22 protein-coding genes and 1 riboswitch are annotated in these 23654 nt (G+C 67.7%); of the genes, 5 read left to right on the top strand and 17 right to left on the bottom strand.

The genetic code is table 11. The annotated features are described in order from the left end of the window. Positions 1–13 precede the first annotated feature (13 nt). From ACFVTE_RS06405 to ACFVTE_RS06385, 5 genes are all read right to left on the bottom strand, one after another. Positions 14–256 (bottom strand): RNA-binding protein, encoded by a 243-nt coding sequence (locus ACFVTE_RS06405; protein WP_076802241.1) that lies wholly within the window; start codon positions 254–256, stop codon positions 14–16. Between the two features lies 1 nt (position 257). Next, on the bottom strand, positions 258–671 hold the full coding sequence (gene rpsP, locus ACFVTE_RS06400) for a 30S ribosomal protein S16 (RefSeq protein ID WP_102972220.1): 414 nt from the start codon (positions 669–671) through the stop codon (positions 258–260). 211 nt (positions 672–882) lie between these two features. Further along, positions 883–1317: a hypothetical protein gene (locus tag ACFVTE_RS06395; protein ID WP_387098284.1), complete on the bottom strand. Its 435-nt coding sequence runs from the start codon at positions 1315–1317 to the stop codon at positions 883–885. Positions 1318–1433: 116 nt separating this feature from the next. Further along, positions 1434–2309 carry a VOC family protein gene (locus ACFVTE_RS06390; protein WP_387098282.1) on the bottom strand — a complete coding sequence of 292 codons (876 nt, stop codon included), beginning with the start codon at positions 2307–2309 and terminating at the stop codon, positions 1434–1436. A 78-nt stretch (positions 2310–2387) separates the two neighbouring features. After that, positions 2388–3470, bottom strand: a complete 1083-nt coding sequence (locus tag ACFVTE_RS06385; RefSeq protein WP_387098280.1) for an amidohydrolase family protein — start codon at positions 3468–3470, stop codon at positions 2388–2390. Positions 3471–3505: 35 nt separating this feature from the next. Beyond that, positions 3506–3613, top strand: a riboswitch (TPP riboswitch). On the opposite strand from ACFVTE_RS06385, the gene thiC reads away from it, so the two are divergent. Next, positions 3609–5438, top strand: coding sequence for a phosphomethylpyrimidine synthase ThiC (gene thiC, locus ACFVTE_RS06380; RefSeq protein WP_387098278.1), 1830 nt, complete (start codon positions 3609–3611; stop codon positions 5436–5438). Its footprint overlaps the riboswitch before it by 5 nt. Before the next feature lie 116 nt (positions 5439–5554). Here the strand turns inward: thiC and ACFVTE_RS06375 are convergent, their stop codons facing one another. Together ACFVTE_RS06375 and ffh are read right to left on the bottom strand one after the other, a co-directional pair. Next, positions 5555–6289 carry an alpha/beta fold hydrolase gene (locus ACFVTE_RS06375; protein WP_387098276.1) on the bottom strand — a complete coding sequence of 245 codons (735 nt, stop codon included), beginning with the start codon at positions 6287–6289 and terminating at the stop codon, positions 5555–5557. A gap of 56 nt (positions 6290–6345) precedes the next feature. After that, positions 6346–7926, bottom strand: a complete 1581-nt coding sequence (gene ffh, locus ACFVTE_RS06370; protein ID WP_387098274.1) for a signal recognition particle protein — start codon at positions 7924–7926, stop codon at positions 6346–6348. 84 nt (positions 7927–8010) lie between these two features. Here ffh and ACFVTE_RS06365 point away from each other — a divergent pair, with 84 nt between their 5' ends. Further along, positions 8011–9393: a glucose-6-phosphate dehydrogenase gene (locus ACFVTE_RS06365; RefSeq protein ID WP_387098272.1), complete on the top strand. Its 1383-nt coding sequence runs from the start codon at positions 8011–8013 to the stop codon at positions 9391–9393. Between the two features lie 127 nt (positions 9394–9520). On the opposite strand, the gene ACFVTE_RS06360 is transcribed toward ACFVTE_RS06365, so the two are convergent. Next, positions 9521–9859, bottom strand: coding sequence for a P-II family nitrogen regulator (locus tag ACFVTE_RS06360; RefSeq protein ID WP_003806050.1), 339 nt, complete (start codon positions 9857–9859; stop codon positions 9521–9523). Continuing rightward, on the bottom strand, positions 9856–11214 hold the full coding sequence (locus ACFVTE_RS06355; RefSeq protein ID WP_387098270.1) for an ammonium transporter: 1359 nt from the start codon (positions 11212–11214) through the stop codon (positions 9856–9858). The genes ACFVTE_RS06360 and ACFVTE_RS06355 overlap by 4 nt, the downstream gene beginning before the upstream one ends. 227 nt (positions 11215–11441) lie before the next feature. On the opposite strand from ACFVTE_RS06355, the gene ACFVTE_RS06350 reads away from it, so the two are divergent. Further along, on the top strand, positions 11442–12692 hold the full coding sequence (locus ACFVTE_RS06350; RefSeq protein ID WP_387098268.1) for an MFS transporter: 1251 nt from the start codon (positions 11442–11444) through the stop codon (positions 12690–12692). A 60-nt stretch (positions 12693–12752) separates the two neighbouring features. Here the strand turns inward: ACFVTE_RS06350 and ftsY are convergent, their stop codons facing one another. From ftsY to coaD, 7 genes are all read right to left on the bottom strand, one after another. Continuing rightward, positions 12753–13970, bottom strand: a complete 1218-nt coding sequence (gene ftsY / locus ACFVTE_RS06345; protein ID WP_387098266.1) for a signal recognition particle-docking protein FtsY — start codon at positions 13968–13970, stop codon at positions 12753–12755. Between the two features lie 32 nt (positions 13971–14002). Then, positions 14003–17605 (bottom strand): chromosome segregation protein SMC, encoded by a 3603-nt coding sequence (gene smc / locus ACFVTE_RS06340; RefSeq protein ID WP_387098264.1) that lies wholly within the window; start codon positions 17603–17605, stop codon positions 14003–14005. Between the two features lie 123 nt (positions 17606–17728). Continuing rightward, on the bottom strand, positions 17729–18700 hold the full coding sequence (gene mutM / locus ACFVTE_RS06335; RefSeq protein WP_387098262.1) for a bifunctional DNA-formamidopyrimidine glycosylase/DNA-(apurinic or apyrimidinic site) lyase: 972 nt from the start codon (positions 18698–18700) through the stop codon (positions 17729–17731). A gap of 6 nt (positions 18701–18706) precedes the next feature. Next, positions 18707–19483, bottom strand: a complete 777-nt coding sequence (gene rnc / locus ACFVTE_RS06330) for a ribonuclease III (protein WP_387098260.1) — start codon at positions 19481–19483, stop codon at positions 18707–18709. A gap of 21 nt (positions 19484–19504) precedes the next feature. After that, positions 19505–19708, bottom strand: a complete 204-nt coding sequence (gene rpmF, locus ACFVTE_RS06325) for a 50S ribosomal protein L32 (protein WP_003806041.1) — start codon at positions 19706–19708, stop codon at positions 19505–19507. A gap of 36 nt (positions 19709–19744) precedes the next feature. Further along, positions 19745–20269, bottom strand: coding sequence for a YceD family protein (locus ACFVTE_RS06320; RefSeq protein WP_387098258.1), 525 nt, complete (start codon positions 20267–20269; stop codon positions 19745–19747). A gap of 168 nt (positions 20270–20437) precedes the next feature. Continuing rightward, positions 20438–20914 (bottom strand): pantetheine-phosphate adenylyltransferase, encoded by a 477-nt coding sequence (gene coaD, locus ACFVTE_RS06315; protein WP_387098256.1) that lies wholly within the window; start codon positions 20912–20914, stop codon positions 20438–20440. A 102-nt stretch (positions 20915–21016) separates the two neighbouring features. On the opposite strand from coaD, the gene ACFVTE_RS06310 reads away from it, so the two are divergent. After that, on the top strand, positions 21017–22225 hold the full coding sequence (locus ACFVTE_RS06310; protein ID WP_387098254.1) for an aminotransferase class I/II-fold pyridoxal phosphate-dependent enzyme: 1209 nt from the start codon (positions 21017–21019) through the stop codon (positions 22223–22225). Continuing rightward, a complete protein-coding gene (locus ACFVTE_RS06305) occupies positions 22222–23013 on the top strand; it encodes a spermidine synthase (RefSeq protein ID WP_387098356.1) in 792 nt (263 codons plus the stop codon). Before ACFVTE_RS06310 ends, ACFVTE_RS06305 begins: the two co-directional genes overlap by 4 nt. Positions 23014–23017: 4 nt before the next feature. Here ACFVTE_RS06305 and rsmD read toward each other — a convergent pair whose 3' ends face one another. Beyond that, on the bottom strand, positions 23018–23623 hold the full coding sequence (gene rsmD / locus ACFVTE_RS06300) for a 16S rRNA (guanine(966)-N(2))-methyltransferase RsmD (protein WP_387098252.1): 606 nt from the start codon (positions 23621–23623) through the stop codon (positions 23018–23020). Between the last annotated feature and the right edge of the window lie 31 nt (positions 23624–23654).

Genomic DNA, 23654 nt, shown 5'->3' with positions numbered 1-23654 from the left:
TGTTGCAGGCGCGTTACCGGCGGCGGTCGGTGTCGACGACGTCGACCCTGACCTGCTCGCCATCTGCCAGTGCCGCCACGACCGTGCGCAGTGCACGCGCGGTGCGGCCCTGGCGTCCGATTACCCGTCCCAGGTCTTCCTGGTGAACGCGCACCTCGAGGGTATCCCCGCGGCGGTTGTTCTTGGCGCTGACCTTGACGTCCTCAGGGGAGTCGACAATGCCGCGAACAAGGTGTTCGAGCGCTTCTGCCAGCAACTTACTCAGCCTCGGTGGTCTCTGCTTCAGCCTCGGCGGGGGCTTCCGATGCCTTGGCCTTCTTGGTGATGGCTTCCGGGATGATCACGGAACCCTTCTCCGGAGCAACGAATGCTTCCTTGTCGGCCTTGGTCTTCAGGGTGCCTTCCTGGCCCGGCAGACCCTTGAACTTCTGCCAGTCACCGGTGATCTTCAGGATCGCGGCGACCTGCTCCGACGGCTGCGCGCCGACGGACAGCCAGTACTGTGCACGCTCGGAGTTGACCTCGATGTACGAGGGCTCCTCGGTGGGGTGGTACTTGCCGATCTCTTCGATGGCACGGCCATCACGCTTGGTGCGCGAGTCGGCGACAACGATGCGGTAGTACGGTGCGCGCATCTTACCGAAGCGCTTAAGGCGAATCTTTACGGCCACTTTTGTGGTCACTCCTGTTTCTGAAACGGGGTTGAACCCGCGTTCTGCACCCGTGGGGCGGGCCGTACTTGGGGGTTCGAAAAGGACAGGATCCAGACGCGGAGAGAGGGGCCACGCAGATCGAGTACCTGTTTATTGTGCCAGATCGTCCGCGTTATTTCGACTTGACATGCGGACGGAGCCTCGCAGGCGGCAGGAAAACGGGGCTGCGCTAGGAAGACCACACGTAGAGGCCGGTCCTGCTGCCTTCATCCACGGTGCCGGCGAGCTCTGCCAGCTGCTGGACGTAGGCCTTGGCTTCCCCCGCACCAAACGGCATGTCGTCCTCGGCAGCCCAGCGTTCGGCCACGTCATCCAGAACGTTTCCCTCACCCTCGGATTCGTACGTGAGGAGCTCAGCCAGGGCCCGGACCATAGCCGCCGGCACGCCCAGCAGCGAATCGCTGGCCACGTCAACCATGGCCAGCTCGTAGTCCGCGCCCGCGGCGTGCACCGCGGCACCGGCGAGGTCGCCGAGCTGTTCGATCTCGAAATCGCTGATGCCGGCAATCCGGATGCCGTCCCCGGCGGCGGCGCCGCCTTCCAGCGCCTCTGCGCGCTTGAGGGCGTCGTTGTGGGTGGCGACAAACACTTCGGTGAAGCCCATGGATTCGTCCTCATTCCGTCGGCGTGCATGCCCCGGCGGTGCCGGGGCCCTTCGAATGTCAGCCTAACCCAACTGGGTCGCCGGGCTTAGCGCACCGGGTTTATCGCACGCGACGCTTAGCGCACGGCGACGCGGAGGCGGTTGCGCCACGGATCCTCAAACCGGAGCTCGGCGCCGGTGTGGTGCGATTCGACTCCGGCGACCTTGAGGCGGTCGGCGAGGGCGCCGACGTCGTCCCCTGAAGGCACCTCGATGAGGACCTCGCCGAGGCCCAGGGTGTCCCGGCGCGGACCGGCGCCGCGGCTGTTCCAGACATTCATGGCCATGTGGTGGTGGTAGCCGCCGGCGGACACAAACAGTGCCCGGCCGTGCCAGCCCGCTGTTTTTTCGAATCCCAGGGTGCCGACGTAGAAGTCGTGGGCTGACTCCACGTCGCCCACCTGAAGGTGGACGTGCCCCACCTCTGCGTCCGTGCCGCGCTGGCCTTCGATGGACTCCTGCGTGAGGTGGTCCTGAAGATACCGCTGGGGCGGGAGTGCCAGGCTGTCCATGACGACGTTCTTGCCCTCCCAGGACCAGGCCTCGCGCGGACGGTCCCAGTAGAGCTCAATCCCGTTGCCCTCCGGATCGGTGAAGTAGAACGCCTCACTCACCAGATGGTCGGCGCTGCCCACGAACGCCTGCGGCTCATACTGGGCCGCGCTGGCAACCGTGGCGGCAAGCGAGGACTGGTCTTCGAACAGGAGTGCCGTGTGGAAGAGGCCGGCCTCACCCCGGCCGGGGATGCTGAGGCCCGGAGCGGGAGCGAGGTGGACCAGGGGCGTCTTAAGCCGGCCAAGGTAGAGGCCGCCGTCCTGCTCGGCAACGACGTCGAGGCCGAGGGCGCGCTGGTAGTAATCGGTCATGAGCTTCATGTCGCCCACCTTGAGCATGACGGTGCCCATGGTGAGGTTGGCAGGAAGCAAGTCCTGGCTGCTGTCTGCTGTTGTCATCGAATACTCCCGAATGTCCGGGCCACCGGATTTCGGCGGCCTCCACATTACTAAATTACTTGAAGCTTCAATTTATTCCTAATGAACGATCTTGCCGCGCAGGACCACATTCGTGAGGCTGCGGATAGTCTCCGGCAAGGCGCGCGGGTCCTCCTGGCAGACCACCACATCGGCCGCGGCCCCTTCCGCCAGAGCGTCGGCGCCCAGCCAGCGGCGTGCACGCCAGCAGGCCGCGTCCAGCGCCGCTGCAGCCGGCAGTCCGGCGGCGTGCAGCTCAAGGATTTCGTCTGCGATGCGGCCGTGGCGAATCACACTGCCGGCATCCGTTCCGGCATATATTTCGACGCCGGCCTCATAGGCCTCCAGGACGCGCTCACGACGGCGCGCCCACAGTGAGCGCATGTGCCCAGCGTACCGCGGGAACTTCGGCTCGGCCTGGGCGGCAATGTCCGGGAAGGTCGCGATATTGATGAGCGTCGGCACGATCGGCACCTGCTGCTCGACAAACCGGGGGATGTGCCTGGGCAGCAGGCCAGTCGCATGCTCGATGCAGTCGATGCCGGCGTCGAGCATGTCGTCCAGGGTGTCTTCACCGAAGCAGTGCGCCGTGACCCTGGCCCCCTCGTCGTGGGCTGCCCGGATGGCGTCCCGCACGTCCGCGGCCGGGAACGACGGCGCGAGGTCGCCGGCGGTCCGGTCGATCCAGTCCCCCACCAGCTTGACCCAGCCGTCCCCTTCCCGGGCCTGCTTGCGCACCGCCTCCACGAGGCCCTCCGGCTCGACTTCCACCGCGAAGTTCCTCAGGTAGCGGCGGGACCGTGCAACGTGCCGGCCGGCCCTGATGATCCGCGGAGTGTCGTCCCGCTGCTGCAGCCACCGGGTGTCGCTGGCGACCCCGGCATCCCGGACCAGCAGGGTGCCGGCGTTGCGGTCCGTCATTGCCTGCTCGTAAGCGACGTCGTCGTCAACGGCCCCGCCCGGACCCAGCCCGATGTGGCAGTGGGCATCGGCGAAACCCGGCAGGACCCAGCCGTCCAGGACGGCGTCCGCCCGCTGGCCCGGAGGTTCGAACGTCAGCTTCCCGTCCACGGACCAGAGCCCGCGGCGTTCCTCATCCGCCGCGGTGAGCACGGGTCCGCTGAATTCGATGATGTGCGCCATGACACCAGCCTAAGGCGCAGCTGTGGTAGCTTCATTTACGACCACACGGGGGCCCCTGCAGGGGCTGAGATCAGGCTGGCGCAGCCTGCGACCGTTGAACCTGTCCGGGTAATGCCGGCGAAGGAAGTGAGCAGTAAATTGAGCACCCAGAAATCACAGCTGAGCCCTGCCCAAATTGATGCAGCCCAAAGTGAAACGGCCGGCAATGCAGCCGGCGGTGTCACGCAGTCGCTGAAATCCCATTCACTGGCCTACCTGGAAGGCGACGGCCTGCGGGTTCCCGTAACGGAAATCGCCTTGGAGCCTTCACCGAACGGCGAGCAGAATGAACCGCTGAGGGTTTACCGCACTGCGGGTCCGGGCAGCGACCCGGTAGTGGGCCTCGCCCCGTTCCGTTCGGAATGGATTGCGGCACGCGCAGACACGGAGACGTACGACGGACGTGAACGGAACCTGCTCGACGACGGCAAGTCAGCCGTGCGCCGCGGCGCGGCTTCCGCCGAGTGGAAGGGCGCACGGCCGGTGCCCCGCCGTGCTACTGACGGCAAGACCGTGACGCAGATGCACTATGCGCGCCAAGGCGTCATTACCCCCGAAATGCGCTTCGTGGCCCTCCGCGAAAACTGCGATGTGGAACTGGTCCGCAGCGAACTCGCCGCCGGACGGGCCATCATCCCCAGCAACATCAACCACCCGGAATCCGAGCCCATGATCATCGGCAAAGCGTTCCTGGTGAAGATCAACGCCAACATCGGCAACTCGGCCGTCACCAGCTCCATCGCGGAGGAGGTGGACAAGCTGCAGTGGGCCACGCAATGGGGGGCAGACACCGTCATGGACCTGTCCACGGGCGATGACATCCACACGACGCGTGAGTGGCTCATCCGCAACTCCCCCGTGCCGATCGGCACCGTGCCGATCTACCAGGCCCTGGAAAAGGTCAACGGCGAGGCGAACGCCCTCACCTGGGAGATCTTCCGCGACACCGTCATCGAACAGTGCGAACAGGGCGTGGACTACATGACCATCCACGCCGGCGTGCTGCTGAGGTACGTGCCGCTCACGGCGAACCGCGTCACCGGCATCGTCTCCCGCGGCGGCTCAATCATGGCCGGCTGGTGCCTTGCCCACCACCAGGAAAACTTCCTGTATACCCACTTCGACGAGCTCTGCGAGATCTTCGCGAAGTACGACGTCGCGTTCTCGCTGGGCGACGGCCTCCGGCCGGGTGCGACGGCGGACGCCAACGATGCCGCGCAGTTCGCCGAACTGGACACCCTGGCTGAGCTGACCCAGCGGGCATGGGAGTACGACGTCCAGGTCATGGTCGAGGGGCCGGGACACATCCCGTTCCACCTGGTGCGTGAAAACGTTGAGCGCCAGCAGGAACTTTGCAAGGGTGCGCCCTTCTACACGCTGGGCCCGCTGGTCACGGACGTGGCCCCCGGCTACGACCACATCACCTCGGCCATCGGCGCCACCGAAATCGCCCGCTACGGCACGGCCATGCTTTGCTACGTCACCCCGAAGGAACACCTGGGCCTGCCCAACAAGGACGACGTGAAGACCGGCGTCATCACGTACAAGATCGCCGCACACGCCGCCGACCTGGCCAAGGGGCACCCCGGCGCGAACGAGCGCGACGATGCGCTGTCCAAGGCCCGGTTCGAGTTCCGGTGGCGCGACCAGTTCGCGCTGTCGCTGGACCCGGTGACGGCCGAGTCCTTCCACGACGAGACGCTGCCGGCGGAACCCGCCAAGACAGCTCACTTCTGCTCGATGTGCGGACCCAAGTTCTGCTCCATGCGGATCAGCCAGGACATCCGGAACGAATACGGCTCAGCCGAAGCGCAAGCCGCCCTCGCAGAAATGGCGGAGGGCATGCGCGAGAAGAGCCAGGAATTTCTCGCTGCGGGCGGCAAGGTGTACCTGCCGGAGCTGCGGCTTCCGGAATCGGCACGCAACTAACGGCTCTTCGGGGTGCCGTCCAGGGGGTTCCGTCCGGCTGGCATTGGGGGCTGGCCGGACGGATGCCGGTACCTTTTTTAGCAGAGGCAGCTCCGTTTTTAGCAGAGGCAGCTCCGTCAGCTGGCCCGGGGCTGCTGCCGCCGGCTGACCTCGGCGATGAACGACCGGATGTGGCGGTCGCCCTCGGGTGAATCGTGGGGCCGGTGCCCTCCGGCAGCGATGCGGTGCAGGGCGCCCGTCTCGCGCAGGTAGCCGGCGATTTCCTCGTACAGCGGCTCCCAGCCGCCGGTGAGCACCAGGGTGGGAACACCCGGCACGATCTGCAGCGGCGCCTGCCACGGCGGCGCCTGCAGGCGCAGCCGGCGCGCAGCGCGCTTCGCTTCCGGGGTACTGGGCTCCGGTGTGTCCGCGGCGAAGGCGCGTCGCAGGAATTCGCGCTCGTAGTCGTCGTCGCCGAGCTGGTGCCTGACCTCGAACAGCGGCTCCATCAGGGCGCGGTGCGCGGCGGTGGCAGGCAGATCGGCGGTGAGCGACAGGCAGGCCGGTTCCACGAGCGTCAGCGAAAAGACCAGGTCCGGGCGCTCGACGGCGGCCATCATCGCTGCGATCGCGCCCTGCGAGTGCGCCACCACGTGGCCTCCGGCGGCCCCGCGGCCGTCGTCGGCCAAGGACCGCAGCACAATGCGGGCGTCCTCGGCGAAATCGGTCTCCAGCGGTTCTGCCCCGGCGTCAAAGCCGTGGCGCCGCAGAAACAGGGCGTCGTACTGCAGGGCCATGCCATGCTGGCGCGGCCACGCCGCGGAGCCGAAATTTCCGGCACCGTGGACGAAGACTACCCGCTGCTTATACATGACCCAACCTTATGGCAGCGGTCTGACATCGGCGCCGGCCGACATGACCGTGCGCCCTATTTGCCGCCCATGAACTTGTCGAAGCCCTTGGGCAGGTTCAGCTGGGACGGATCGAAATCGCCCGACTGCTGGCCGAAGGCTGCTCCCGTGGGCACCGCTTTGGCCCCCGCGGCCCGCCTGGCCTCGGCTTCGCGGAGCTCCTGTGCCGCCTTGGCAGGATTGCCGGAACGGGCCTTCTTCTTGGGCGCGTTCTTGCCGCCCTTGCGGGCGCCGCCGGCCCCCATGCCGGGCATCCCGGGCATTCCCGGCATGCCGCCGCCCTGGGCCATCTTCTTCATCATCTTCTGGGCCTGGGCGAAGCGTTCCAGCAGCCCGTTGACCTCGGACACGTGCACACCCGAACCGCGGGCAATGCGGGCCCGGCGGGAACCGTTGATGATCTTGGGCGCCAGACGCTCGTGCGGGGTCATCGAGCGGACAATGGCCTCCACCCGGTCGATCTCGCGCTCGTCGAACTGCTCCAGCTGCTGCCGGATGTTCTGCGCACCGGGCATCATCATGAGCATCTTCTTCATGGAGCCCATTTTGCGGATCTGCTGCATCTGCGCGAGGAAGTCATCGAGCGTGAAGTCCTCCTGGTCGGCGAACTTCTTCGCCATCCGGGCGGCTTCTTCCTTGTCCCAGGACTTTTCAGCCTGCTCAATGAGGGACAGGACGTCACCCATGTCCAGGATGCGCGAGGCCATCCGGTCCGGGTGGAACAGTTCGAAGTCGTCCAGGCCTTCGCCGGTCGAGGCGAACATGACGGGCTTGCCGGTGACCGACGAAACGGACAGCGCGGCACCGCCGCGGGCATCGCCGTCGAGCTTTGACAGCACGATGCCGGTGAAGTTCACGCCTTCATCGAACGCGGTGGCCGTGTTGACGGCGTCCTGGCCGATCATGGAGTCGATCACGAAGAGGACTTCGTTGGGGACGATGGCCCGGCGGATCTGGCGCGCCTGCTCCATCATGTCGGCGTCGACGCCGAGGCGGCCGGCGGTGTCCACGATGACGACGTCGTGCAGCTTCTGGCGCGCTTCGTCAACGCCGGCGCGTGCGACGGCGACGGGGTCACCGGCCGGGTGGGCCAGTTCGGAAGTGGCACCCGGGTGCGGCGCGAAGACGGGAACACCGGCGCGCTGGCCCACGACCTGGAGCTGCGTCACGGCGTTGGGGCGCTGGAGGTCACAGGCGACGAGGATGGGGCTGTGGCCCTGCGCCTTCATCCACTTGGCGAGCTTTCCGGCCAGGGTGGTCTTGCCGGCGCCCTGGAGGCCGGCGAGCATGATGATGGTGGGGCCGGTCTTGGCCATCCGGATGCGCCGCGTCTCGCCACCGAGGATCTCAACAAGCTCCTCGTTGACGATCTTCACGATCTGCTGGCTGGGGTTCAGGGCCCCGGAGACCTCGGCGCCCAGCGCGCGCTCACGGACCTGCCCGGTGAATTCCCGGACCACCGGCACGGCAACATCGGCATCCAGCAGGGCGCGCCGGATCTCGCGGACTGTGGCGTCGACATCTGCCTCGGTGAGGCGGCCCTTGCCGCGAAGATTCTTGAAGGTTGCTGTCAACCGGTCAGAGAGTGAATTGAACACGCGCCGTGCACTTCTTTCAGTGGATGTACGGGACTCGACTATCTAGGGTATCAAGACACGCCTTCAAGATGGCATGCTGGCAGGGTGACGAGCCAAACGACTGTCAAAACCCTGCTCATCCTCGGTGCCACGGGCGACCTGACCGGCCGGCTGCTGCTGCCGGGCCTGGCCCGGCTGGTGGCGAAGGGCCGGGCCCCCGGGCTGAGGCTCGCCGGGGCGGGTTCCAGCGCCTGGACGCCCGGACAGTGGCTGGACCGCGTGAACACTGCTTTCGCTGACGCCGAGGCCCACGCCGACGCGGCGGGCAAGCTGGAACTGAAGCGGGTCCTCGAATCCACAAGCTACCACCAGGTCGACGTCACGGCCCCGGGGCTGCTCGCGGCCCTGCTGGCCCGGCTCGAGGCCCCGGTAGCCGTGTATTTCGCCCTCCCCCCGCAGATCAGCCAGAAAGCCTGTGAAGTCCTCCACCCGCACGACGTGCCGCCCGGAACCCGGCTGGTCATGGAGAAACCGTTCGGCTTCAGCCTCGAGTCCGCGCGCCGGCTCAATGAACTCCTCCGGACTCTGGTCCCCGAAGACCACATCCATCGGGTGGACCACTTCCTCGGCAAGGCCACCGTGCTGAACATCCTGGGCCTCCGCTTCGCCAACACCTTCCTGGAACCGATCTGGAACCGGAACCACATCGAAAAGGTGGAGATCGTCTTCGACGAGGACCTGGCCCTGGAGGGACGAGCGCGCTACTACGACGGCGCGGGCGCCCTGCGCGACATGATCCAGAGCCACCTGCTGCAGATCATGGCGCTGCTGGCCATCGAGCCCCCGGCCACCATTGGCGAACGCGACCTCCGCGACGCCATCGCCGCCGTCCTGCGGGCCAGCAGCGTCAAGCCGCCCTACACCGACAGCACCCGGCGGGCGCGCTACCTCGCAGGAAGCCTCAGCGGCAAAGACGTCCCCGATTACACTGCGGAGGAGGGGGTGGACCCGGACCGGAACACCGAGACCCTGGCCGAGGTGCACGTGGACATCGACAACTGGCGCTGGAAGGGCGTGCCGTTCATGCTGCGCTCCGGCAAGGCCCTGGGTGACAGGCGCAAGGAGGCCGTGATCACCTTCCGGCCGGTTCCGCACCTTCCCGCCGGCTTCACCGGAATTGACACCCCCAACACGCTCCGCATTGGCTTCGGCCCGGACACGCTGGAGCTCGACGTCGACGTGAACGGCCCCGGAGACATCTTCAGCCTGGACCGCGCCGCACTCGTGGCCGAACTCAACGCCTCCGAGCTGCTGCCTTACGGCGAAGTCCTTGAAGGCGTCCTGACCGGTGACCCCCTGTTGTCCGTCAGGGGTGATACCGCGGAGGAGTGCTGGCGGATCGTGGAGCCGGTGCTGGCCGCCTGGGCAGAAGGGAAGGTTCCGCTGGAGGAATACCGGGCGGGCTCCGACGGCCCGGCACCCAAATAGGCAGCCCGTGCCCAAATAGGCCGACAGCGCCCACATAGGCTGCCCGCCCCGGCCAGTCCCGCACGCAGGAAGGGCCGGTCACCCTTTGGTGACCGGCCCTTCCGCTGCGTTGGGCTGTTGGCTGGTGCTAGATGGCGGCTACGCCGCGTTCACCCGTCCGCACCCGCACTGCTTCGAAAACATCGACCGTCCAGACCTTGCCGTCGCCGGCCCGGCCCGTGTTGGAGCTGGCGATGATGACATCCAGGATGTCGTCAGCCTGTTCGTCCGTGGCCAGCACCTCGACGCGGATCTTGGGCAGCAGGTCCACGTTGTACTCGGCGCCGCGGTAGACCTCGGTGTAGCCGCGCTGCCGGCCGTAGCCGCTGGCCGCGCTGACCGTCAGGCCTTGGACCCCGTAGGCCTCCAGGCCTTCGCGGATCGATTCGAGCTTCTCCGGACGAACGATTGCTGTGATCAGTTTCATGCCCCCACGCTTTCCTTACCTGTTGCTGCTTCTGTCTTCTTGCCGTCGCTGCCTGCGGGAACCGCGTCCGTGCCGCTGGTGTGCCCGCCGGTGATCAGCTCGTGCAGGGGCTGGAAGCTGCCGCCGTGGCCGCCGACGCCGAACTCGTAGGCGGTTTCTGCGTGCAGGCTGAGGTCCACGCCCACAACTTCCTGTTCCTGGGAGACCCGGAAGCCCATGGTCTTGTGGATGGCCAGCGCGATGATCGTGGTCAGGACGGCCGAGTAGGCGATCGAGATCCCCGCTGCCGCCAGCTGGGCCCAGAGCTGGGCGAAGCCGCCGCCGTAGAACAGGCCGCCGCCGACGCCGTCGGCCGGCAGGGCGATGAAGCCCAGGGCCACCGTGCCGATGATGCCGGAGACAAGGTGCACACCGACGACGTCCAGGGAGTCATCGAAGCCCCAGCGGAACTTCAGGCCGACGGCGAGGGCGGAGGCCACACCGGCGACAACGCCGAGGGCCAGGGCACCCACCGGGCTGACGTTGGCACATGCGGGGGTGATGGCAACCAGGCCGGCAACCACACCGGAGGCAGCACCCAGCGAGGTGGGGTGGCCGTCACGGATGCGTTCGGTGACAAGCCAGCCGAGCATTGCGGCTGCCGGAGCGGCCAGGGTGTTGATCCAGATCAGGCCGCCCTGTTCCGCGGTGGTGGCTGCGCCGCCGTTGAAGCCGAACCAGCCGAACCACAGGATGGCAGCACCGAGCATGACGAACGGAACGTTGTGCGGGCGGTGGTTCGGGTCCTTGCCGAAGCCCTTGCGGTTGCCGATGATGAGGACCAGGATCAGCGCTGCCACACCGGCGTTGATGTGGACCACGGTGCCGCCGGCGAAGTCGATCGCTGGGCCGAGGGCCTTGCCGATGGCGCCTTCGGGACCGAAGAGGCCGCCGCCCCAGACCATGTAGGCGAGGGGGCAGTACACCAGGGTGACCCAGACAGGCACGAAGACGCTCCACGCGCCGAACTTGGCGCGGTCTGCGATGGCGCCGCTGATGAGGGCAACCGTGATGATGGCGAAGGTGGCCGCGTAGCCGACCTTGATGAGGCCGTCAGGGGTGGTGATGCCCTCGAGGCCGAACGTGGCGAACGGGTTCCCGACAATCTGCAGGAATCCCTCGCCGGAGCTCATCGATGCGCCCCAGAGCACCCACACCACGCCGACCATGCCGATGGAGATGAAGCTCATCATCATCATGTTCAGTGCAGCCTTGGCGCGCGTCATGCCGCCGTAGAAAAATGCCAGACCTGGTGTCATGAACAGCACGAGTGCCGCCGCCACCATGAGCCATACGTGACCTGCGGTAAGTTCCATGGTGCACGTCCTCTCTTGATCGAATAGTGCGGAGTGATCCGCCTGCCCAACGCCTTTTGCGTCCTGAATCAAGTTTTGCCGCGGTGTGTTTCGCTGGCGGAGGATTTAGATTGCCGGTCTGTTACAACAACCTCCCTGACGTAAATGGTGCATATCCTGCTTGTTACGGTTATGTTTCAGCCGCCCCAAACGCCCGTCCCGCCTGTTTCACAAGGATTCCCCGCTCCATGACGCCACTCCCCCGTAACGCCGCGGGCAAACCGCGGTTCAGTGCGGTCCGCCGCGCAGACGGCGCTCCGCTGCCCCGTGACATCAAGGTGATGCTCGTCGCAGCCTTCCTGATCGCCTTGGGCTTCGGCCTCGTGGCCCCCGTGCTGCCGCAGTTCGCCACCACGTTCGACGTCGGGGCGACGGCCGCCGCCGTCATCGTCAGCATCTTTGCGTTCATGCGGCTGCTGTTCGCGCCCGCCGGCGGTGCCCTCATCGGCAGGCTCGGCGAGCGGCCCGTGTACGTCGCGGGCCTGCTCATCGTGGCGGCGTCCACGGCGGCCTGCGCCTTTGCCCAGAGCTACTGGCAGCTGCTGGTGTTCCGCGGGCTGGGCGGCGCGGGGTCGGTCATGTTTACAGTGGCCTCGATGGCACTGGTCATCAGGCTGGCGCCGCCGGAGAGCCGCGGCCGGGTATCGGGTGCGTACGCGTCGGCGTTCCTGATCGGCAACGTCTGCGGGCCTATTGTCGGCGGCCTGCTGGCCGGCTTCGGCCTGCGTGTCCCGTTCCTGGCCTACGCCGGCGCCCTCGTCCTGGCGGCCCTGGTGGTGCAGACGCAGCTCAGCCATGTTCCAGGCTCAGCCCGCGGCGAGGCAGCGGGCGCGCCGGCCATGAAACTCGGCGAGGCCGTCCGCGACAGCGCCTACCGGGCAGCCATGCTTTCCAGCTTCGCCAACGGCTGGGCGACGTTCGGCGTGCGCATGGCCACGGTGCCGCTGTTTGCCGTCACAGCCCTGGGCTCGGGCCCCGGGGCGGCCGGCTGGGCGCTGGCAGTCTTCGCTGCCGGGAACGCCCTCGCCCTGACCGTCTCGGGCAGGCTGGCGGACAGCCTGGGCAGGAAGCCGATGATGGTGGCCGGTCTCGTGGTTACCGCCTCAGCCACCGGGGGAATCGGCCTTACCCACGACCTCGGGTGGTTCCTGGTCGCATCGATGCTGGCTGGGGTGGGCGCCGGAATGCTCAACCCGGCGCAGCAGGCGGCGGTTGCTGATGTGATCGGGCGGGAACGCTCGGGCGGACCGGTGCTCGCGGCCTTCCAGATGACGTCCGACATCGGTGCGATCCTCGGGCCGGTGCTCGTCGGGCTCCTGGCGGACCGGCTTGGCTACGGCTGGGCCTTCGCCGCGACAGGTGCCGTGCTGCTGGCGGCCGCCTTGGGCTGGCTGGCCGCGCGGGAGACGGTGCAGCGCCAGTCCGACCCGACTGGGTAGCAGCAGGGGGCGCTCCCAAGGCTGGGAACGCCCCCTGCTGCTACCTACTTGGGGTGCGGGCTAATTCAGGAGGGCGTCGACGAAACCCTCGGTCTCGAACGGTGCGAGGTCGTCCGCGCCCTCGCCGAGGCCGATGAGCTTCACGGGTACGCCGAGGCTCTTCTGGATGGCGACGACGATGCCGCCCTTGGCGGTTCCGTCCAGTTTGGTCAGCACGATGCCGGTGATGTTGACAACCTCCGCGAAGACCCGGGCCTGGTTGAGGCCGTTCTGGCCGGTCGTGGCGTCCAGCACCAGCAGGACCTCGTCCACCTCCGCCAGCTTTTCCACGACGCGCTTGACCTTGCCGAGCTCGTCCATCAGCCCGACTTTGTTCTGCAGGCGGCCGGCGGTGTCGATCATGACGACGTCGACTTCCTGGTCGATGCCGGCCTTGACGGCCTCGTACGCCACGGACGCCGGGTCCGCGCCGTCGATGTCTGACTTCACGGTGGGAACCCCCACGCGCTGTCCCCAGGTGGCCAGCTGCTCGGCGGCGGCGGCACGGAAAGTGTCCGCGGCGCCCAGCAGGACGTCCTTGTCCTCGGCGACGAGGACGCGGGCCAGCTTGCCCACCGTGGTGGTCTTGCCCACTCCGTTGACGCCGACCACCATCATGACGGCGGGCCGGTCCGCGTGCCGGTCAATCCGCAGGCTCCGGTCCATGGATGGGTCCACGATCTTGATGAGCTCTTCCCGGAGCAGCGCCTTGACGTGCTCGGGGTCGCGTGTGCCCAGGACCTTCACGCGTTCGCGGAGCGCGTCCACCAGCTGCATGGTCGGTTCAGTGCCAAGGTCGGCCAGGAGCAGAGTCTCCTCCACCTCATCCCAGACGTTCTCGTCGATCTTGTCGCTGGAGAGCAGCGCCAGCAGGCCCTTGCCCAGGACATTGTTGGACTTGACCAGGCGCTCCCGGAGCCGGGTGAGCCGGCCGGCCACGGGCAGCGGGGTCTCCACCTGGATGGTCTCCAGGCCGGCCGCGTCATCCGGAACCTCGGCTTCCAGCCCCTCAACGTCGACGGCGTCCGGAGCCTGGCGATCAGCAGCCGCAGTGGGCGCGGCCGGGCGGTCCTCGAGGAGGGTTCCTCCGCCTCGGAGCGGCTCAACGGGGTCGTTGGCGTCGCGGGTACCGGGGTACTGGTTGCCGGATTTCCGGGCCTTCATCAGCACCGGGACCAGGCCGCCGATAACTACGAGGGCAGCAAGAATGGGCAGAAGAATGGGGATGATGTCATTCACACCCCTAGCTTCTCACAAGCTGCAGGGGCTTCTCAGACGTCCGCTCCCAGCCGCTGGCTGATGACTGTGGACACCCCGTCGCCCCGCATGGTGACGCCGTAGAGCGCATCAGCCACCTCCATGGTCCGCTTCTGGTGGGTGATCACGATCAGCTGGCTGGATTCCCGGAGCTCTTCGAAGATCGTAATGAGGCGGCCCAGGTTGGTGTCATCGAGGGCGGCTTCAACCTCGTCCATGACGTAGAACGGCGAGGGCCGGGCCTTGAAGATGGCCACGAGCAGGGCCACCGCCGTGAGCGACCGCTCGCCTCCGGACAGCAGGGACAGCCGCTTGATTTTCTTGCCCGCGGGCCGTGCCTCCACCTCGATGCCGGTGGTGAGCATGTCGGTGGGATCGGTCAGCACCAGCCTGCCCTCGCCGCCGGGGAAGAGCCGGCCGAAGACCCGCACGAATTGGGCCGAGGTGTCCGCGAAGGCCTCGGAGAAGACTTTCTGGACACGGTCGTCGACTTCCTTGATGATGTCGAGCAGGTCCTTGCGGCTGGCCTTGAGGTCCTCCAGCTGGGTGCTGAGGAACTGGTGCCGTTCCTCCAGTGCGGCGAACTCCTCCAGCGCCAGCGGATTGACCTTGCCAAGCGACGACAGGTCACGTTCAGCCTTCCGGAGGCGCTTTTCCTGCTCCTCCCGGACGAACGGCACGCCCTCCACCACCGGCTGGCCCTCGGCATCGACCGGCGCGCGCAGCGCCGCCCACTTGTCCGCGGAAGCGGCAGCGGGCAGGGGCACCGGCTGGTCCGGCCCGTAGTCTGCCACGAGCTGGTCCGCAGTGAGCCCCAGCTCCTCCACCGACCTCGCGTCCAGTGCCTCGATCCGGAGCCGCTGCTGGGCACGGGCCAGCTCGTCACGGTGCACTGAGTCGGTCAGTTCGGACAGTTCGCGGGCCAGGGCGTCGTTCGCCGTGCGGATCCCGGCCAGTTCGCGGTCCCGCTGCTCCCGGACGTGCTCGGCGTGGTCCCGCTCCCGGCCGGCCAGCTCGACGGAGACGTCGCTGAACCGGATCAGCTGTTCTGCCGCGGCTGCGACAGCCGCTGCCCGCTTTGCCTGGATACGCCGACGGCGGGCCCGCTCGGCCGCCTGCTCGCGCGCCCGGCGTTCCGAGGCTGCCGCCCGTTCCAGCGAGGTGGCCCTGTTGCGGATGGCCGTGAGCTGTTCTTCCCGGCTGCGCAGCGACAGGCGTGCTTCCATTTCGGCGGACCGTGCCTGTGAAGCGGCCAGTGCCAACGCGTCCCGCTGCTCCGTGGACGGCTCCTCCTCGGCGGGCGCGTCCTGGGCGGCTGCCAGCCGGGCGGTCACCGCTGTCAGTCCTTCCTGTTCGGCGACGATGTTTGCCTCGGCGCGGGCCAGCGACGCGGCCAGCCGTTCGCTCTCGCCGACCGCGCTGCGCAGGACCGAGTTGAGGTGGCCCAGCCGTTCAGCCACCGCGGCCAGCCGCGCGTCGGATTCATGCAGGCGATCCAGCGCGGCGTCCGCCCGTTCCTGCGCCTCGGCGCGGCGGGCCCCTGCGGCAGCGAGGGCAAAGCGGCACTGTTCCAACCCGGCGGTGACGGCGGCCAGGCGGGATGCGGCGTCGTCGACGGCGGCCTGCACCTCGAGCAGCGAGGGTGCCTTCGCGGATCCGCCGGTGACGGTCAGGGCGGTGAACACGTCCCCCGCCAGGGTCACGGCGGTAAGGTCGGGGTGCCGGGCGACGAGGTCCGCCGCCGCGTCATGGCCGTCGACGACGGCGGTGGCAGCGAGCAGTGTGCGCACGGCCGCCGCTGTGGTTCCGGAGGCCGTCACCAGGTCCGCCGCCGGGCGGGCCCCGGAAGGGAGTGCACCGTATGCAGCAGCGTCTGCGGCAGCGGGCGTTCCCGCGGGAGGGGCAGCGGCCGCGAGCAGCAGCGTGGCCCGGCCGGCGTCGTCGTCCCTGAGGAGGCGCACCAGTTCTGCTGCCGTTCCCGCATCCCGCACCACGATGGCGTCCGAAGCGCTGCCCAGGGCCGCCGCAACCGCGGCCTCATACCCCGGCTCGACGGTCAGGGCCGCCGCAAGCCGACCGACAGTGCCGGACACGCCGGCACCGAGGACGTGCTCGGAACCGTCCTTGCGGTTGAGGCCCAGCTGCAGCGCCTCGTGCCGCGCCTTGAGCGCGTCGCGTTCACGGATGGCGTCGTGCTCGGTTGCTTTAAGGGCATCGATCTCCGCGAGGATGCCGTCGAGGGCGGCGCTGGCGTCCTCGTATTCGGCGTCGAGGGTTTCCTCGCCGTCCTCGACGCCCGCCACCTGCGATTCGAGCGCGGTGAACTCGGACTGGGCATGCCGGCGCCGCTCATCGCCGGCAGCCAGGGATTCGCGCAGCCTGCCGACTTCGGCCTGGGCTGATTCCACCTTTGACCGTGCTGCCCCCACCTGGCCGGCCAGGCGTGCCAGCCCCTCCCGGCGGTCGGCGGCGGCCCGCAGCGCGGCGGTGAGGCGCTTCTCCTCGGCCGCGGCGGCGTTCTCGGCTGCTGATTTGGCGGCGGTGGCGGCCTCCAGCGCGGCCCGCCCTTCGAGGATGTCCTGCTCCAGTTCTGCCTGCTCGGCGCGGACCCGGGCGGCCTGCCGCTCCAGCTGTTCCGGGTCCCGGCCCGGCTCCGGCGCGGGGTCCGCGGAGCCCAGCAGTCGGCAGCGTTCCTGGGCCAGGGAGGCGAGCGAACGCAGGCGTTCCCGTCCGGCGGACAGCTGGTACCACGTGTCCCGGGCGGCGTTCAGCTGCGGCGTCGCCTCCGCCGCGAGCTGTTCCAGGGCCGCCTGCCGCCGGCGGCCTTCTTCGAGTTGGTTTTCGACGACGGCGCGCCGCGCCTTGAGCGCGGACTCGTCGGCAATGTCCTGTGCCAGGGTGTTCTGGAGCTGGACCAGGTCATCGGCCAGCAGCCTGGCCCGGGCATCGCGGACCTCGAACTGGACGGTCTGCGCGCGCCGTGCCACCTCGGCCTGTTTGCCGAGCGGCGTGAGCTGCCGGCGGATTTCCCCCGTCAGGTCGCTGAGCCGCTGGAGGTTGACCTGCATCGCCTCCAGCTTGCGGACGGTCTTCTCCTTGCGCCGCCGGTGCTTGAGGATGCCGGCGGCTTCTTCGATGAAACCCCTGCGGTCCTCGGGAGTGGCGTGCAGCACCCGGTCCAGCTGCCCCTGCCCCACGATGACGTGCATTTCGCGGCCGAGTCCGGAGTCGGAGAGGAGCTCCTGGATGTCCAGGAGCCGGCACGCCGAGCCGTTGATGGCGTACTCGGAGCCGCCGGTGCGGAACAGCGTGCGGGAGATGGTGACTTCGCTGTATTCGATCGGCAGCGCACCGTCGGTGTTGTCGATGGTGAGCGAGACGTGCGCGCGGCCCAGCGGCGGCCGGCCGGACGTGCCGGCAAAGATGACGTCCTCCATTTTGCCGCCGCGGAGGGTCTTGGCGCCCTGCTCCCCCATGACCCAGGCCAGGGCGTCCACCACGTTGGATTTGCCCGAGCCGTTGGGCCCGACGACTGCCGTGACACCGGGCTCAAAGTCGAACGTCGTGGCCGACGCAAACGACTTGAAGCCCCGGACGGTCAGACTTTTGAGGTGCAAGGTGTTTCAGATCTCCATAGGTGGCGGCAGCGGCTGCTTGTCATTCACCAAATCTAGTGGCAAGCGGGCCGGGATCCCCGGATTTACGGCCCTCCGGGGCCTTTCGAAACTGGGTGGGAATTGTCACCAGCGGCCGTTGCGTGGCCGCGGCTGGCACACGGGGCAGGTGTAGGAGGAACGGTTCATGAACTGCTCGCGCTTCAGGATGCTGCGGATCCCAGCGGCCGCGCAGCGCCGGCACTCCTCGCCTTCCCGGCCGTAGGCGTTGAGAGACCGCTCAAAGTAGCCGGACGCGCCATTGACGTTGACGTACAGGGAGTCGAAGCTCGTACCGCCGGCGGCCAGGGCATCGGTCATCACGTCGCGGGCAGCGGCGAGAACGCGTTCGGCGTCGGCCCGCCGGAGGGTGTCGGTGGGCCGGGCATAGTGCAGCTTTGCCCGCCACAGGGCCTCATCGGCGTAGATGTTACCGATCCCGGATACGAGTCCCTGGTCCAGCAGTGCGCGTTTGAGCCCGGTCTTCCGCTTCCGGAGGCGGCGGTAGAACGTGTCAAAGGAAAAGTCCGGATCCAGGGGGTCGCGCGCGATGTGCGAGGCCTCCTCGGCGATGACCGGCACCGGGTCCTCCGCGAGCCCGCCCGGTCCGCCGTCGTCCGTGGGGACGAGCGTGGTGACGAACAGGCCGCCGAAGATCCGCTGGTCCACGAACCGCAACTGCTCCGGCATGGCTTCCGCGGGGCTCAGCCGCAGGCGGATCTTCAGGTGCTTCTCGTCCGGAACGGAGCTATCCTGCATCAGCAACTGCCCGCTCATGCCAAGGTGGGCCATCAGGGCGACGCCGGGCAGCCCCGGGTCGCCGTTGTCGGCACTTGGGCGGGACGTGCCGTCCCCTTGCAGCGGCATCCACAGGAACTTGCCCCGGCGGACGACGTCGAGAACCTTTGCCCCCTCAAGGTTCCCGGCGAAATCCTCGGGTCCCAGAGCGTGCCGGCGCACGGACCGCGGGTCAACCACGTCGACGCCGGTGATGGTCCGGCTGCGCACCCAGTTGACCAGGCCGCGGCGGACCACCTCGACTTCGGGAAGTTCAGGCACGGGCGCTTAGCTGCCCGCGGCGGATTCCGACGGGGCCGCCTTCGCGTCCCCCGGTGCAGACTCCGCGCCGGCCGGTGCAGACCCCTCGGCCGGGGCCTTGGCTTCCGCTCCGGAGAGCTTCCGCCAGGCATCCGCGGCAGCTTCCTGCTCGGCTTCCTTCTTGGAATGGCCGGAGCCCTTTCCGTAGGCAGTCCCGCCGATCTGGAGGACGGCGACGAACGTGCGCGCGTGGTCCGGGCCGGAACCCTCCACGGCGTAGTAGATGCTGCCCAGCTGGCGCCCCGCAGCCAGCTCCTGGATGCTGGTTTTCCAGTCCGTGCCGGCACCCAGCGCGGCGGCGTCCTTCAGGAGCGGTCCGATGAGGCGCATCACCAGCTGGCGGGCGGTCTCGATGTCGTTGGACACGTAGGTAGCGCCAATGAGGGCTTCCATGGTGTCGGCGAGGATCGAGGCCTTGTTCTTGCCTTCGGTGAGCTTCTCCCCCTGCCCGAGGTAGATGTAGTCCCCGATGCCCAGGCTGCGGCCAATGCCGGCAAGGGCGCGGGTACTCACCACGGCCGACCTGCGCTTGGCCAGATCACCCTCGGGGAGCGTCGGGTTGTCGCGGTACAGCGCATCGGTGACGGAGAAGCCAAGAATCGAGTCGCCCAGGAACTCAAGGCGCTCGTTGGTGGGTATGCCGCCGTTTTCGTAGGCGTACGAACGGTGTGTCAGAGCAAGACGAAGCGTCCCGGCGTCAATGAAGACACCGAGACGCTTCAGAAGCTCTTCAGTTGAAGACATCCTGATCAGCTTGGGGGCCGATTAGACGTCCGCGACCTTGCGGCCCTTGTACTCAAGGAACAGCGCGGTGCCAGCCGAGTCAGTGACGACCTTTGCCTGGTGCGGCAGGCTGTAGGTGACCTGGCCGTTCTCGATGGTCTTCACCAGGTGGGGGGCAGTTGCCTTCCACTGGGAGCGGCGGGCGCGGGTATTCGAGCGAGACATTTTCCGCTTGGGAACAGCCACGGCTAACTCATTTCTCTCTAGAAAAACACTTACAAATCAATTTTGCCGGTCAGGCTTAGCCAGATCAGCTAGGGCAGCCCAGCGAGGATCTACGACCTCGTGGTGGTGCCCCGGCTCGTCTTCCAGGCGCGCTCCGCATTCGGAACACAGGCCCTGGCAGTCTTCCCGGCACACCGGCTGGAACGGCAGCATGGTAACAACTGCGTCCCGCAACACCGGCTCAAGATCGATCAGATCGTGCTCGACTCGACGTTGCTCTTCTTCGTCTTCCCCGTCCGAGAACACAGCGTCCTCGTAGAAGAAAAGTTCTTGCACATTGACCTCAAGGTCATACGCAAGGGGATCCAGGCATCGGCCGCACTCACCTTTTACTTCGGCGAGGGCGGTTCCTGATACCAGAATTCCTTCGTGTACGGCCTCAAGCCTCAGGTCCAGCTCGATATCCGAGCCTTCCTGAACGCCAATGAGCGCCACGCCGAGATCCCCCGGCGCGGGTACATGTTCCGTCAGTGTACGCATGCTCCCCGGACTGCGTCCGAGGTCCTTGACATCGAACATCAAGGGCGAACTTGCATCTCGCTTAATGAGAACTCCTGTTGAACATATGACCGACGTACCATCTTAGCCTGAACTCCCTGACGGACTCAAACCGGATGCCACGCCGGGGCACGCGGCCGGCGTGCACCGGAAACGTACCGGACAAGCCTACCCCCTGGAGGGCCGGCCTGCTCACGGCGCGCCGGAAAGGAGCCTCTTCAGCACCGATCTGGGGACGTACTCGGAGACGCTGCCGCCGAGGGTGGCCACTTCCTTGATCAGGGTGGATGAGAGGTGCAGATAGTGCGCCTCGGCCGGCAGGAACACCGTCTCCACTCCGCTCAGCTGGCGGTTCATGGTTGCCATGGGAAGTTCGTAGTCAAAGTCCGACGACGACCGCAGCCCCTTCACGATGGCGGAGACGCCGCGCTGCCGGCAGTACTCCGCAAGGAGGCCTTCCCCGACGGGTTCCACGACTATCCCCCGCAGCGAGGCCAGCGTCTCCCTGGCCATCTCGATCCGTTCCTCGAGCGGAAACCGGTACTTCTTGGCATAGTTGGTGGACACGGCGACGATCACTTCATCAAACAGGCTCGCGGCTCTGGCGATCACCTCGAGGTGTCCATTGTGGATGGGGTCGAAGGAGCCTGGGCATACGGCGCGTCTCATGTTCCGAACCTACCGTATCCGCGGCCCGGGATACCATGATTCCCGTGCCGCCGGCACGGGCCGCGGCCCAACAGAGCGGCTCAACAGACAGGCAGGAAACCAATGACACAAACACTTCCGGCACCCTGGCAGCGGGCGGCCACCGGGGCGAACCTGCTGGCGAGTGACGGCGCTTTGGGCGTGACCATCTTCGAGGAGATGACCACGCTGGCCATGCAGACCGGCGCCATCAACCTGGGGCAGGGCTTCCCCGACGAGGACGGCCCCGCGGAGATCAAGGCGGCCGCCCAGGCCGCGATCGCCGAAGGCTCCAACCAGTACGCGCCCGGCAAGGGGATCCCGCAGCTCCGGAAGGCCGTGTCCGCACACCAGAGCCGTTTCTACGGGCTGGAACCGGACCCGGACACCGAAGTCATCGTCACCACGGGCGCAACCGAGGCAATCGCCGCGTCCCTGCTGGCCTTCGTCGGGCCCGGCGATGAGGTCCTGACGTTCGAGCCGTTCTACGACTCCTACGGCGCCATCATCGGCCTCTCCGGCGCCACGCACGTCACCGCCCCTCTGCCCGCCCCGGATTTCCTGCCCGATACCGCTGCCCTGGAAGCGGCGTTCACGGACCGCACCAGGGTGGTGCTGCTGAACAACCCGCATAACCCCACCGGTGCGGTCTTCCCGCGCGAGGTGCTGCAGCGCGTCGTCGACCTCGCCCGGAAGCATGACGCGCTGATCATCACCGACGAGGTGTACGAACACCTCACGTTCGGCGTCCGTCACATCCCGGTGGCCACGCTGCCCGGGGCCGCCGACAGGACGGTCACCATCTCCTCGGCGGGCAAGACGTTCTCCTTCACCGGCTGGAAGGTCGGCTGGCTGAGCGGCCCGGAGCACCTGGTCGCTGCGGTCCGGACGGTGAAGCAGTTCCTCACCTACAGTTCCGGCACCCCGTTCCAGAGCGCCATCGCCACCGGACTGGCCCTGCCCGACGAGTTCTACCGGGGCATCTCCGCCACCCTGCGGAAAAAGCGCGACATCCTGAGCGAGGGGCTGCGTGCGGCGGGCCTGGATGTGTTCACCCCGGACGGCACCTACTTCGTCAACGTGGACACCTCGCCGCTGGGCATCCGGGACTCGGTGGACCTGGCCCGGCGCCTGCCCGGGCTGGTGGGTGTGGCAGCGATCCCGGTTCCCGTGTTCTGCCACCCTGAGGGCGCTGAGCGGACCCGCAGCCTGCTGAGGTTCGCTTTCTGCAAGCGCGATGAAGTCCTCGAGGAAGCCGCCGAACGGCTGGCGACGCTCCAGGACAGGCTCTGACCAGGCCCGACGGCGGTCCCAAGGCGTCCCGCTTCCTGCGCGCCACCGGCCAGCACGCCGTCATCGAACCGGATACCTATACCGACGGCGGGTTCGTGCTCAGCATCGGCGGGGCCGAGCAGTCGCACGTGGACCTGGCCGATCCCGAGGACATCTTCTACGAATACCTGCGCCGCATCGGGCACATCGTGGACCTCGCCGCTCCGTGGGGTGAGCCCATCCGTGCGCTTCACCTGGGCGCCGGCGCCCTGACCCTGGCGCGGTACATCCAGGCGACCCGCCCCGGTTCCGTGCAGTACGCCGTGGAGCTGGAGCGGGAGCTGCTGGACTTCGTGCTGGAGCGGCTGCCGCTGCCGGAGGGCACCGACCTCCACACGATCATCGGCGACGCCCGCGATGCCCTGGCGGCGCTGCCCGCTGACCTGCGTTTCGACGTCGTCATCCTTGACATCTTCTCCGGCCCCGAAGCGCCGGAGCACATCGCCTGCACCGCGTTCTACCAGGAGGCCGCCGCCCTGCTCACGGAACGGGGTGTGCTGATCGTGAATGTCGGCGACGAGCCCGGCCTGACCCTCGTCCGCAGCCAGGTGGCGGCGCTGCGAAGGGCCATGACGGACGTGGCCGCCTGCGCTGAATCGGGGATGTTCACGGGAAAGTATCCGGGGAACATCATCCTTGCCGGCACCAGGAAGCCATGGCCGCCCGAGTGGTCAGCAGCCCTCACCGCACGCGGGCCACACCCGGCCAAGGTCCTGGCCGGGGTGGAACTGGACCGGTTGTCGGACTAGCTTCCTAGTCCTCAGCCTCCAGTGCCAGATCCACGTCCTGGCCGCTGGACGGTTCGGCGTACCACAGCCGGGTCTCACCGTACTTCTTCTCGGCGAAGCGCTCCAGGCCTTCCGGCCACCCGGGTTCGGCGGCGCGCGAGGACCGTTCCACCACCACCACTGCCCCGTCGTTGAGGTGCGGTGCAAGCTTTTCCAAGACTGACGCCAGCGCCGGCTCCTCAAGGGGGTAAGGCGGGTCCAGGAAGGCGACGTCCCACGTGGCGTCCTCGGCAGCGCGGTCCAGGAAGGACTCCACCTTGGAGCGGTGCACCGTGACGGCCTTGCGGCCCAGGACTCCGTTGATGAGGTCGGCGTTCCGCTGGCACACGGCGCTGGCCTTCGCGTCGAACTCCACGAGGTCGACAGTTTCCGCTCCCCTGCTGGCGCTCTCCACCCCCAGCGCCCCCGATCCGGCGTAGAGGTCCAGGACCCGCGCGCCGCCGAGCACGTCGAACGCGTCCAGCCGGGAAAACAATGCCTCCTTGACGCGGTCCGTGGTGGGCCGGGTCAGCGACCCGGACACGTTGGCCAGCGGGGTTCCGCCCGCGGCACCGGCAACAATCCTGCTCATGCTGCGTACCCCGGCTGGGTGGGCCCGGGTG

The sequence above is a fragment of the Arthrobacter sp. NPDC058097 genome (assembly GCF_042884885.1).
GTDB lineage: Bacteria > Actinomycetota > Actinomycetes > Actinomycetales > Micrococcaceae > Arthrobacter.
Note: the sequence above shows the minus strand (reverse complement) of the source record. Positions and strands in the feature narration are given on the sequence as shown.